9 protein-coding genes, 3 tRNA genes and 2 pseudogenes are annotated in these 12,374 nt (G+C 55.8%); 5 read left to right on the forward strand and 9 right to left on the reverse strand.

Annotation, left to right across the window (positions count from 1 at the left end):
- Positions 1–104: 104 nt before the first annotated feature.
- Positions 105–294, forward strand: a pseudogene (locus tag GR197_RS32290) (hotdog domain-containing protein); the annotation flags it as partial.
- A gap of 138 nt (positions 295–432) precedes the next feature.
- Here the strand turns inward: GR197_RS32290 and GR197_RS11325 are convergent.
- The 8 genes and pseudogenes from GR197_RS11325 to gloA form a co-directional block, all read right to left on the reverse strand.
- Positions 433–1,836 (reverse strand): hypothetical protein, encoded by a 1,404-nt coding sequence (locus tag GR197_RS11325; RefSeq protein ID WP_130823543.1) that lies wholly within the window; start codon positions 1,834–1,836, stop codon positions 433–435.
- Positions 1,833–2,378: a hypothetical protein gene (locus tag GR197_RS11330; RefSeq protein WP_130823544.1), complete on the reverse strand. Its 546-nt coding sequence runs from the start codon at positions 2,376–2,378 to the stop codon at positions 1,833–1,835. Before GR197_RS11330 ends, GR197_RS11325 begins: the two co-directional genes overlap by 4 nt.
- Positions 2,379–2,380: 2 nt before the next feature.
- Entirely contained in the window at positions 2,381–4,618 is a 2,238-nt protein-coding gene (locus GR197_RS11335) for a hypothetical protein (protein WP_130823545.1), read from the reverse strand.
- Positions 4,619–4,622: 4 nt separating this feature from the next.
- A complete protein-coding gene (locus GR197_RS11340; RefSeq protein ID WP_164009400.1) occupies positions 4,623–6,614 on the reverse strand; it encodes a hypothetical protein in 1,992 nt (663 codons plus the stop codon).
- 464 nt (positions 6,615–7,078) lie between these two features.
- A pseudogene (locus GR197_RS11345) lies at positions 7,079–7,459 on the reverse strand (transposase); the annotation flags it as partial.
- A gap of 282 nt (positions 7,460–7,741) precedes the next feature.
- Positions 7,742–7,816 (reverse strand) — tRNA-Glu (locus GR197_RS11350).
- A 197-nt stretch (positions 7,817–8,013) separates the two neighbouring features.
- On the reverse strand, positions 8,014–9,084 hold the full coding sequence (locus GR197_RS11355; protein ID WP_164009403.1) for a D-Ala-D-Ala carboxypeptidase family metallohydrolase: 1,071 nt from the start codon (positions 9,082–9,084) through the stop codon (positions 8,014–8,016).
- Positions 9,085–9,249: 165 nt separating this feature from the next.
- Positions 9,250–9,690 carry a lactoylglutathione lyase gene (gene gloA / locus GR197_RS11360; RefSeq protein ID WP_164009405.1) on the reverse strand — a complete coding sequence of 147 codons (441 nt, stop codon included), beginning with the start codon at positions 9,688–9,690 and terminating at the stop codon, positions 9,250–9,252.
- 195 nt (positions 9,691–9,885) lie between these two features.
- On the opposite strand from gloA, the gene GR197_RS11365 reads away from it, so the two are divergent.
- Positions 9,886–10,464, forward strand: a complete 579-nt coding sequence (locus tag GR197_RS11365; RefSeq protein ID WP_007628623.1) for a cold-shock protein — start codon at positions 9,886–9,888, stop codon at positions 10,462–10,464.
- Position 10,465: 1 nt separating this feature from the next.
- A complete protein-coding gene (locus tag GR197_RS11370; RefSeq protein ID WP_164009407.1) occupies positions 10,466–10,954 on the forward strand; it encodes a DUF192 domain-containing protein in 489 nt (162 codons plus the stop codon).
- 59 nt (positions 10,955–11,013) lie between these two features.
- On the opposite strand, the gene GR197_RS11375 is transcribed toward GR197_RS11370, so the two are convergent.
- Positions 11,014–11,090 (reverse strand) — tRNA-Pro (locus GR197_RS11375).
- A 580-nt stretch (positions 11,091–11,670) separates the two neighbouring features.
- Between GR197_RS11375 and GR197_RS11380 the strand changes: the two genes are divergently transcribed.
- On the forward strand, positions 11,671–11,976 hold the full coding sequence (locus tag GR197_RS11380) for an ETC complex I subunit (RefSeq protein WP_097614443.1): 306 nt from the start codon (positions 11,671–11,673) through the stop codon (positions 11,974–11,976).
- A 56-nt stretch (positions 11,977–12,032) separates the two neighbouring features.
- Positions 12,033–12,109 (forward strand) — tRNA-Arg (locus tag GR197_RS11385).
- The last annotated feature ends 265 nt before the right edge of the window (positions 12,110–12,374 follow it).

The raw sequence follows: 12,374 nt of genomic DNA on the forward strand, positions 1-12,374 counted from the left end.
CAGAGGCTACTTGGGGGTGCTTCTGGATCACATGGCTGAGGGGATTTCCGACGACAGCCCAGCAAGATCGAATCCTTGAAATAACAGTACCACTAACGCCCGACATGGCGAACTTTAGCGGAAAGGTACATGGAGACGCGCTGTTGAATCCTCATCGACCGTGTGGCTTTCTTCTGCGCGTCGAGATTTTCCAAGCAGTATGCGCTCACGCCCTCGGTCGACCAAGCGTTGTTCAAGGAGCCAATTCATGTTGGCGACCTCGTTAACGGATGGGCGGCTCGTCGCCGTTCCGGAGTAGACGCCCGCGCCAGGGAGATCGACGGAAAGGCGGGAGGTCCCGGATCGCGATGCAGACAGGCATGTCGAGTGCTACAGCCGGCACTCGCATTCGCGTGCACGTCAGCTCGGCCTCAGCAGAATTTCTGATGAGGCTCAGCATGCATGAGGCTCTTCAAGCGGTACCAGATCGAGTTCCCCCATTAACGCTAACATTCCTACGACTGCATCCTGCTTTCGTTCAGCGGGGATGGTGGCCAAGGCTCGCGCGCAAGCTGCCAGGTCGGTGTCGTCGAACAGCACGGGCAGATAGCCCAGCACTTCCTCAATGTTGATAATGCGGTTTATATAATGCACGAGGGGTCCGGTGCTCTTGTGCCGAGCGTACATTCGACACCATTCAAGAATGTTGTCTGGTTGCCATGCGATACCATGCATCCCCCTATGAAGATAATAGAGCCCTTTCAGGTAATCTTCGATGGAGGTAGCTCGAATGCGGTGCGCCGTACCTGGGATACCCAACCGCTTCATCTCGGCGCTGAACAAATTGCTCACGGACTTTTCGTTCAGTGCTTGTCCGGTCTTGGTAGAGAGAAATACGTTGTCGGGTGCTCGATAGTGAGGCCGAGAACGCCCATAGCGTAAGATGAAGTCGTGCCTGGAGGTGAATATGAGATCCAAAATCTCCGAAAACACATCAATTGGGACTGTGGCAAAGGTGCTTTGCCGCTTCTCGAAAACCGGGACACTGAGGATCGTGCGTCCTCGCTCCCGCATTGAACCAAGTGCCATCAGCACGAGATTTCGGATTTCCTTGCTGCCTGCGATGTGGGTCGCCAGTTTTGACAGCTCCCGCGGGACCCGCTTGATGAAAGGCAAGAACTCGGATTCGCCAACGAATGACTGTCGCAAGGCTGCGGTCGTCAATCCGACGGCGCCGCACTCCCGCAAACCCGCACTTCGAAACAAGGCCGCGATCGCGTACATATTTTGACCAGAAAACTCGTTTGGCTTGACGAGGAACTGTTCCTTCAGAGCCTCTACGTTTTCGGGTGTTGGTGTCGCCGGATTTGCACGAGCCGCGGTGCGCTGGGCGCCAGTAAGCGTTCGCCTCTGGTTGAATCGCGGACTGTTCGGCTTTGGGATGCAGAGGAGCTCGTCCTCAAGTGTGCGATAGAACTTTTCGATAACGTCGCAAACGAACTCAGCTCGCTCAAGGGTAATCCCCAACTCGACATCGTCCTTGAGCGCAAGGATTTTGGTTTCTCTCGTGGCATTATTTACGAGGAAGCGTTTGAGAACACGCTCGTTGACGTCACGATAGTCGATTTTCCGTTTCTCCAGATGATCCCAGAAAACTGAGAGTACCCGTGCATGTTTGAGGCATGTGGAAGCCGGATATCGAGAGGCCATGAAATTGAGATGAGCGCAGATCGGAATGACCAGTCCTTCAGCGTGACTGATGACCAGCGGATGGCCCCGCGCATCGACATCACCAAGGAAATGATGGTCGTCTGCTATCCTCACCTTTGTCTCGTAGAATCGGTGGATGACTGTCATCGTCGGCCCACATCCAGTAGTTCAACAAGGTTTACTCTTCTGCCTGTGGCGAGGAAGAGATCGTCGCAAAGCATCTGGATTCTATGAACCAGCAAGGCGTTCTGCTGAGCTAGCGCGACGTTGGCTTTCTTCAAAGCTCCATTTTCCTCCCTAGAGACTGCCCTTTCGTCCCGGAAGGCCCTTTCAAGCTTTCCCCTCTTATCGTTTTTGTAGATGTCAACATACGTGGCGTATCTTCCGCTCGGCGAAACGTTCGATTTTGTTCCCAATTTGTAGATTCCGAGTTCGAGATTTTCCCAGCCGTGAAACTCTGAGATGTTTCTGGGCCAAAATTCATCGTCGGGAAGCTCGCCGCGACGGCGGCGGTTGACAAGATAGTCACAGAATTGAAGTTTTCTCGTGAAGGCATCGATCGTCAGGGCCTCTCGCTCACTGTCGCTGAGCCTGTTCTTCTCCAGTCCGTGAGGTAGTGCCGGAAAGCGAAGGGTCGAGGCGTCGATTGTTGTGGTGCGTCGATCTTCGCCCTTTTTCTTTCTCCCCATCGCTACGCTGCCCACTGCCAGACAACGCTAGCTTCATAATCTCGAAGTCCTGCCAGCCTTTCTGCAAGCACCTCATATTGTTCACCACGTGCATTTTCCAATGCCGCCTCACACCTTGTGATCTCGTTGTCCCAATATGGCCAGAGGTCAGGTAGGATGAAATGGTGAACGCAGGTTCCACATGTCAGATCTTCGGCATAGCCGTGATCAACGTCGTTGAAGGTCGTGATATCCACGCCCAGCTCTATCGACTTGGCTCTCAGGCAATTAGCCGCCATCAGACAACTCTGAGTCTGATCGCAGGCGCAGAAGCCATGACCTTCGGGGTGAGGGCGGAAGGTCTTCCCTGAAGCGAATTGTTGTAGGAGTGAGTTCAAAGCGTCGTCCGCTTCAACGGAGTCATGAACGTCCACAACGTCTCCCAACCTCTCTGTCAGCTTTGCCAGGTCCCGCATGAGATGTAGCCCGGCGGTGCCCGCAAGCTTGATTTCGCCCCGCGTGGCCGAAAGCAGAATGTCGAACACAAAACCGCGTCCGATTTCTTCGAAGTCTTCAAGCCGGTTTATGTCGTTATGATCCTTCTCGTGTTTCTTCGCGGTGGATTTTGCCTCATCCCGTATCTGAAGTGAGTTTCTGGCTGCACTAGCAAGATACGCGCGTGTGACATCTAGGTTGAGGTGCAGCATGTGCAGCGACAACGCAGGGAGACTGGGGAAGCGGTAGCGATAGAAATAGGTGATTGCGAAAAATTTTCGGAACTGGTGGGCAGCCAACTCGGTTTCGGATCCATCGTCGGACGGGGGGAGATTTAGCCATTTCGCATACGACTTCACTCGCTTACTGAAGTCGATGTCCACAGCCGTACCGGTTACTGGGTCGAGGAGATCGAACAGATAATTGCTGGGATGTCCGGTGGCCCGCTTCAGCTTCTCCATAATGTCAACGGCGAGCTTAACGGTCTCAGAGATTGGAATAGTCGCGGTGTGTGCGTCCTTCCCCACCGAATGGTTCTTGAGCTTCCTTATCGGCGTAAGGAGCCAAAGCTGCCCTTGTTCATCAGTATAGACTTTGCCGAGTTCCTGCGAATCGGTCTCATCTTTCCGTCGAGCCGTTCCCATCGAGTAAACACAGGCAAACGCGATTGGTAGAAAAACAAGTGCGAGTGTTCGCAAAGAGACCGTAGCAAATGATTGATCTCGTTGTTTGTACTCTTGCGAAAGGACACCCAGCCCCAACGCTGACAGACGGCTGTTAATGAAATCCCGGTCCGCTGCGGCGAGTTCGAATGTCGGCTCCAGGGTCGCGACAACATTGATGAGGAACGGCGTAAGGGGATCGGTAAGCAGTTGGAGAGACTTACTAAGGAGATAGACGACCTGGTTAGGTCGCAATTCCTTGGTTGCCCCTTTTTCGTTCACCCAAAGCTTTACCTCCCTTTCGATGTCTGCCTGCTTCACATAGGGCCGGAACGGTATGGGATCATGGATCAAGTTGTCACGAAATTTTCCTAACCATAACCATGGCAGAATGATTTCAATGGCACGCTGTATAGAAAGCTTGTTCTTGGATATCTTCGGCGCCCCGCTTTTTCTTGATACATCTCGAAATTTGACCCCACGATCGGTGAAGTATCTTTTCAGTCGACGCACCTCTTCACCTGGCAGGGCCGCGATATTCCCGACACCAAACAGGGGCGCAATGATATCGAAGGCGACCTCCTTTCGATCGTTGAGGGGAATGCGGATGCGATTAGAGTCGAACGCAGCGATTATTGTGTCCGTCCGTTCGCTATAGTCTATGAGCGCAAAATATCCTCCTTTTCTCAGGCGGCTGATATAAAGCCGCTTCGCTTCAGGGGTGAGGTCGCGGTTCGAGTTGATGCCCATCGAGACCCGTGTCCGTACAAAAATGAGCAGCGCGTCATACACTCGCATCAAAGTTTTACGTGAAGTCACCCAGCCACGTGGCGCAGGGCGGACACACTCCATCAAGAGGTATTTGACGGTTGCAAGGTCTTTTTCGAATTCGGGGTCGGTCAGGAACCGTTGATTTGGATACGGAGTGATCGGGACGCAGAAATTGATGGCTAGAGGCTTCTTGTCAGTTCGAGATTTGTTCCCGATGACGGCGAACCATACGTCGTCCTCAGGCAGGCAGTTTTCATACTGTGGCGGCATGAGGACATTGGCCAAAATGTCCTCGCCCGAAGGCATTTTCAACCGGCGTGTGCTTGAAGTCATCGTCTCACCAAATTATTGGCAATGCTAACTGGCCGAGCGCCAGTTCCTTTTGAACAAGGCTGAACGTTTTTCGAAATTTCACTCGGTGTCGCGTTTTCAGCAGTCTCTGAACCATGGCTTGGATCAGGGCCATCCAGGGAACCCACGATCTAAGGAAGCGCTGCGGATTCTTGGCGGCCATTTCCTCCCAACGGGCCTCGATCGCAAAACCCGCAATTACGAGTGATCGTAGTCCCAAATCATCGGGTCTGAGTCTCTTGGCGCGCTCGACAATACTTTGCGACTGTGTCTGGTCGATCGGTGGCTCAACGAGTAGCTCTGCTAAACCATTTTCGATCCCAAGGGCTTTTCGCTTGTGCAGTTCTTCCTTCGGGATATTGAGCTTTCGCGCAAGGTCGTCCACCGTCGAATACAGCACGGCGTCCATCTGCTGGAGATACTCTCGTATCTTGCTCTTGAAAAACGCGCGCACAGCCGGTGCGCTTAGGTAGAGGAAAGCCAATCTCGGATCGCTTTGATCACCTCGTGCCCGCGCGAGCCCGATGTTTCCCAATGTGCTTTCGGCGTCGACGTTGTACTTTGTCCGCTTGATGCTCCGGCGGGTGAGGGGAAGCCCGCCGAAATCCGGGTGGTCTTGGTTACGCTGTAGAAATCGCACGAAAGAACCGTAGACAGCCTCGTTGAGACTACGCACACCTCGCGTCAGCCAGAGTTTCGCGGCCTTTCGCGGGGGAAATCCCTTGCGCATTTCAGCCGTCATTGCCTTGTAAGTTTCGATGACGTGGTATGAGGTAACGGATCTGCGCTGTTTTACGACCAAGGTGGCATCTTTGTCCGGTTCTTCGTAAACTGGTTCAACCTCGGCAACCGCGGCGTTTCGGACCTTGCCTTGTGCCCTTCCTTTTTTAGAGACCAGCGCACGGACGATTATGCTGTTCTTCTTGATTTCACCAACGAAAGGGTTGAGATCCATATTGAGGACCGTGGAAGGTTCCCACCCGGTGTCGATTTGGACGATGGTGGCGCAAGCCATGAGTGTGTCGCTGCACGGTTCCGCGAGCTTCGCGATCTGATCATGGCCACCCGCCTCCTGAAGGAGCCTCATCAGCGAGAACCGGGCGACGGGAAGGCTGGGGCGGTGGAAAAGGCCGATGTAAGCCCGGAGCGCGACAGCTCGGATGTACTCTTCAGTGCCCCGCAGGAGGTCCGCAAGACCTCTCTTCGCCCGAGCTTGCGCCCCTCGAAGCTTCGCACGCGCTCTTAACGCCCGTATGATTTGGTTTAGGGTGGGGATGGTGGGATCGCTCAACATTCGCGAACTTTCCCGAAAGCGCTCTTCAGCAACGCCGAACACCTCAACCAAAGAAGCTCGGAGGGCTGCCAACAGTTGTTTGTTCGTCGTGTGAAATTTTAACGCATTTTTGTGATCGTCATCCGCGTCGAGTCTGAGGCGGCCGGCGTCTATTGCGAGCGTCGCGAAGCACGGCGTCGTTACCTCGCCCCCTTCCGAGTACATCCCATGAAGGCTCAGTTCTACTCTCGGAAGAGCCTTTGCGTCTGCGAGTTTGTTCAGGCAGTTTCTCAGAGCTTCCAGGTACGCAACGACAGACTTTCCGCGCGCGTCGGTAAAGCTGGTATCTTCAGGGTTGATCATCCGTGCGCGCAAGTGCTCGATGTAGTGGGCGAACGAGTTAGCCGGCACTGGCTTCGAGGTTGATAATGCCTTGAACACGGCTATCGCGTGGTGATCCCGACAAGTTGAGAGGTCGCGAAGCAGTCTCCTGAACAGCCGGAATTCGTTATGGGTGGTGTCAGGGTTTGCATATCGATAAATGTCTTCCCAATAACCCGCGAGCCGAGCACAGCATTTGTAGCCGTACGCGAAAACAAATTCAGTGAAGGAGTATGATCGTCGGTGACCCGGTATCAGGGCTTTGCATTCTGGAGGCAGAGCCCGAACTTCGTCCAGGTCTTCCCCCTGCAATCTTCTGGCCATAGACATTCTCGATTGCTGATAATTCAAGCAAGATCGTCCCCGTGAAAAGAATTCGCGAAGCCAATCGAAGGATTCGATAATAAGTTTTCTATTGCTTCAGGAAGGATTCATGTGTAAAACCCCAATTGTTGACAATGGAAATCAGAAACTATTTTCGAGGTTGCTTGATATTCTCGACCATAGAAATTTCGCGGTCATGCTAGTGACGTTTGCTCTATTAAGCAAGTCTATCGACTGGAAAATATACATATGGATCTCGGCGCCTCGTTGCGAGGTGCAGTGATCGGGTATGCTTCGCCGTTGCGGATCAGCCAGTCGTCGAGGTGTCGCAAGAACCCTGTCTGTCTTCGGGAACCCTTGCGTCGCCACTTCTATTTTTTGAAAAGATGGTGCTTCCTTGAAGCTTGCCGGAAAAGTCGGTTATGTGCGTCAAGTTCTGCAAAATTGGGCGGTCATGAGACTGGTCATGCGGCTTGACGGAGTGCGAGTTTCTTGTGCTCGCGCAGGTCGTCCATATTGATGTAACGGTTGGCCTCCATCCAGTTTTCGTGGGTTTCCACGGCGAGCGCTCGCACAAGGCGTAGACAGCTCTCGGTGTTGGGAAAGATCAGGTCCTACGTCGAATTTCCTCGTTGAGGCGTTCGAGCATGTTGGTCGATTTAAAGTGCTTGTGATGCTGGCGTGCGTGGCAGCCGGAGGAAGGTGAGTGTCTGCTCGATGGCTTCCTCGACCCAACCGGTGAGGCGCGGATATTTGCCGGACCATTTGCCAAGCCAGGCGGAAAGATCGGCCTTCGCCTCGTCGAGGTCGCGCCGGTCGTATATCCATCGCAGCTCCTGCAGGCAGTATGGCCACCCCGTTTAGTGAATTTGCAGAACCTTCAGCACGCTACCGAAAAGTCGCGGATATCGCGTACCAACCCCTCAATCCTTGCGAACAGTTTGCATACCAGGCCCGGCGAGGGTCCGTACGCGTTTTGAATAGGGAGGACGGATTCGAACCCCTCTTTACAGAATGAGAATCTGTCGTCCTAACCGATAGACGAAGGGCGCAGGCCGGCCCCGCTAAAATAGGAGCGCGCGCAGAATTCTGCAAGCGGATGCGATGGCTTCTATATGGAGAGAAAGTGGTACGCCCTAGGGGAGTCGAACCCCTCTTCCCAGAATGAAAATCTGGTGTCCTAACCGATAGACGAAGGGCGCTTCCTTCGTGGTGGCGCCCTTATAGTCAGGCGTTTTGAATCCCGCAAGCGGCAATTCGGTTTTCTTTCAAAAAAATGACAGGAAATCCGAATGCGTTCGAAGAGCTGATTATTAAAGCTGAATCAATAGGCTGCCGGTTGTTTCTTTAACAAGACGAGGCGGCGCTTCCGTAACGTCATGCGAAAATTGCGCGGTCGTCAGATCGCTCTTGCGGTCGCCATCGGCGCGCGTTTGCCGCCGCAGCCCCAGTTCCAGTCGCGGGTTTTGCCGGTATCGAGATGGACCGAATCCGTGTGGCAATAGGTGCCGACACCGCCGCGGTTCGGCAGCGAGCGGATATAGGCGGCGATATCCGATTTCGTCACGCCGTCGATCTGGATGTCGGCCGCCTCGCAGCTCTTGTGCATGGATTCGTCGGCGCCGCCGACCAGGCGGTTATGCTCTTCGTCGCGATAACCTGACGTGACGATAACAGGCCGGCCGAAATGGCTTTCGACCGTCTTGATCACATTCAGCAGCTCGGGCTTGAAGCAGCTGACCTCGACATGATCGTTCTGGAGATGCAGCCCGTTCGGCGCGATACGCGTCATGCCGGGCAGGGCAGCCTTGTGCAGCAGGCCGGAGAGGCTGCCAAGCAGGTTCTGCTTCGGCGCGCTGTAGAGCGCGTTCATCGTCGGGGCTGGACTGCCGTCTGTCGCCAACGACGCCGTTTGAACGGGCGCAGGCTGAGTGCTGCCATTCTGCGAGGATTGCTGCGGCAGCACCGGCTCCGCCGGCTGTGCCGATGCAGGCGGCTGGCTGTAGACGCTGCTTCTTGCGGGTACCGCGCCTTGAACCGGCGCATAGGCCTGCGGCTGAATGACGGTGGACGTGCCGTTGTTCTGCGGCGCCGGCTGATGATCCGAGAAAATGCTCATCGCCTGCGCGTTGATCCCGGTCGATTGCAGCACGAGCCCGCCGATATTGGCAGGTGCTGCCGTCGCCGGATCGGCCGGCGGGACGGCGGCATTCGGATCTTGAGCGACGAGCTGGGGCGCGGCTTGGGCGCCGGAGACGTTGACGAGCCGGGGGTCCGAGTACATTGATCGCGGGGCGGTTTTTGCAGGCGGCGCTGCCTGAGCAAGCTGCGGTGCTGCGGCTTGCGCCGCCGGAACCGCTGCCGCGGAGTCGAGCGCCTTCTTGTCCGACGCACAGCCGGACAGCGCCAGCACCGAAGTGGCGATCAGCAAAGCGCCCGTCAGGGGCATCCGCATCTCAATGTTATGCAAGCGACAGTCTCCAGTTGATGCGGAAAACGGGCGAAAACCGCCATCCTCCGCTTCGAGTCATCAGGAGATTGCCTGCGGCGCCGGATCGCGGCAAGCGTCAAGGCGCCAGCCGGACCCGAAATCGCAAAAGCCGCAAGCCTCGCAAAAGCCTTGCGGCAAAAAGCCTTACCAGGCGCCGGTATTGCCCATCGAGGCCCAGGGTTCGGCGGCGGCAAGCGGGCTGCCCTTCTGCAGGATTTCGATCGAGATGCCGTCGGGCGAGCGCACGAAAGCCATGTTGCCGTCGCGCGGCGGCCGGTTGATGGTGATGCCGTTGTCCATCAGCGTCTGGCAGGTTGCATAAATATCGTCGACCTCATAGGCGAGGTGGCCGAAATTGCGTCCTCCGCTATAATCCTCCGTGTCCCAGTTGTAGGTCAGCTCCAGGCAGGGGGCCTTTTCGCTGCGTGCACGGTCGAGATCGTCGCGAGCGGCCAGGAAAACCAGGGTGAAACGGCCTTTGTCGTTTTCGTGGCGACGAATCTCCTCCAGCCCGAACAGCGTGGTATAAAAAGCGAGCGAGGCGTCCAGGTCTTTGACGCGTACCATTGTATGGAGATAACGCATTCTATCTACTCCTTTATTGGGGCTGGCCTTTTTCGGCGAGCTGAGGTCAGCTTCGGGCAAGTCATGTTTGGAAAATGTGCAGTTGGGAATAACCGAAAACTAGGACTTGCGCTTATCCGTTACCAAGATGTTAATCTTGATTTCAAGAATCAGTTAACCGTAACAGTGTGACGCGTATTCGAGGGGCTGGCGACAATGGCTGATAGGATTTCATCGAACGAATACTCCGACCTCGACGAGCTATCGGGAGAGCCGGTCGATCTTGTTGAAATCACCGGCGTCGTCAAGTGGTTTGACGTCGCCAAGGGTTTCGGCTTCATCGTGCCCGACAACGGCATGCAGGATGTCCTCCTGCACGTGACCTGCCTGCGCCGCGATGGTTACCAGACGATCCTCGAGGGAACACGCATCGTCGCCCTTATCCAGCGCCGCGAGCGCGGCTACCAGGCGTTCAAGATCCTTTCTATGGACCAGTCGACCGCGGTCCACCCTTCGCAGCTGCCGCCGGTGCGCACACATGTGCAGGTCACCGCGACGAGCGGGCTGGAGCGTGCGCTCGTCAAATGGTTCAACCGCACCAAGGGCTTCGGCTTCCTGACGCGCGGCGAGGGCACGGAAGACATCTTCGTGCACATGGAGACACTCCGCCGCTTCGGCCTGACGGAGCTTCGTCCCGGCCAGGTGGTGCTCGTCCGCTTCGGCGACGGCGAAAAGGGCCTGATGGCCGCAGAAATCCATCCCGACGTTCCGAGCCCGGCCAGCCGGTCGCATTGATATGCGCGGTCTCATTCTTCTTCATGCGATCAGAAGCGCCATCCTGGCGCTTTTTTTCATGGTCGCCCTGCCGGCCTTGGCCGAGGAGCAGATGCGGTTCGACAAGGAGCCGCTGCTCATTCAGACCGCCGCGGGCAAGCTGCTGCATTTCACCGTCGAGATCGCCTCGACTCCAGATCAGCGCGCCTACGGCCTGATGTTTCGCAAGACGATGGCCGATGATGCCGGCATGATCTTCGATTTCGACGAACCGCGGCGCGTCACCATGTGGATGGAAAACACAATTCTGCCGCTCGACATGCTTTTTGCCGACGACACCGGCACGATCCGCCACATCAAGGAAAGGGCGGTGCCTTATTCGCGCGATATCATCGATTCGATGGGCAAGGTGAAATACGTCGTCGAACTCAATGCCGGCATCGTTGCCAAACTGGGAATCAAGCCGGGTGACAGGATCGTCAGCGCCACGACGACGCAGAAGGCGAAGTGACGGCGCGCGCATGCGAGTTGCGATGCCGCCGTCAAAATCCAAAATATCGGGAAATTGAATGGTCGGAGTGGAGAGATTCGAACTCCCGACCCTCTGGTCCCAAACCAGATGCGCTACCAGACTGCGCTACACTCCGTGCCGTGGCGGGGAGATACACGGTTCACTTCACCGTCGCAACCCATAAATCCAGCTCCGGCCGAAGTTTTCAATGTGATATGTGGATGCGTACAGGAAAATCTGGGATTGGTCGTTTGACGCAAATGGACGGCAGGGGGCTGCTTCAGCCGCGTTCGAGCAGGCCGATATACTGGGCGTAGCTGATGGCAACGTAGAAGAAAGCCGTAATGCCAGCCCCGATCACAATGGCATTGAACTCCGCCGAACGTCTCATCATGTGTGCAAATCCACTGAAATTGACTGAGCCGTAAATAGTCCCGAGGGCTGGCCGCGGCAATCAGATCGTGATCACAACATGAGACGATCGGTAATATTGCGCAACCGGCGGGGGCACGGGGGAGAATATCCGCAGCATCGCCTGATCACGGGGAAGGGATCGGAGCGCATTGTGGACCGCCTTTTTTCTTGAAAAGCCGGGGATTCGCGGATAAGCAAAATTCATCTCTTCGCGCTATCTCTAGAGATGAAGCAAGAGCCCCGGCAACGGGATTGAGACCATCAAAGGCGGGCGCTGCCCGCATAGTCGGAGACGCGCAGTCATGTCTGCCAAGATCTATCGTCCAGCCAAGACCGCCATGCAGTCCGGCAAGGCCAAGACCCATCTCTGGGTGCTTGAATTCGATCAGGAGTCGCCGCGCAAGATCGATCCGATGATGGGGTACACATCCTCCGGCGACACGCGCCAGCAGGTGAAACTCACCTTCGAAACGCAGGAACTGGCCGAAGCCTATGCGCAGCGCAACGGCATCGAATACCGGGTCATCGCGCCGAAGGACCCGGCCCGCCAGGTTGTCGCCTATCCGGATAATTTCCGCTATACCCGCACGCAGCCCTGGACGCATTGAGATTTCTCGTCCAGAACTGCCGCATCGGTCGCGCTCCGTAAACGCGACCGCCGGACGGCCCCTTAGCTCAGCTGGATAGAGCACCTGCCTTCTAAGCAGGTTGTCGCAGGTTCGATTCCTGCAGGGGTCGCCAGCCAATGAGCTAAAACTGCATCGATTTTTTTGAACACGCCAAACGGCAACAGGGTCGTCGAAGAGAGCAAAATGGCGACGGATTGCCGGAATAGGTGCCGAAAGTCCCGGAATATTCCCGTACGAATCTTTGATTGTTTCATGAGCAGGTGACGCGGGCTCGATATGATCGATGACCCTTGCCGCATCTGAAGCGATGTCGCTGCGGCCGCAATCTGCGAGGCCGTCTATGGCCCCGTCTCGATCGTCTCATGCATCGGGTGTGA

It is taken from the genome of Rhizobium phaseoli, assembly GCF_010668805.1.
Lineage (GTDB): Bacteria > Pseudomonadota > Alphaproteobacteria > Rhizobiales > Rhizobiaceae > Rhizobium > Rhizobium phaseoli_A.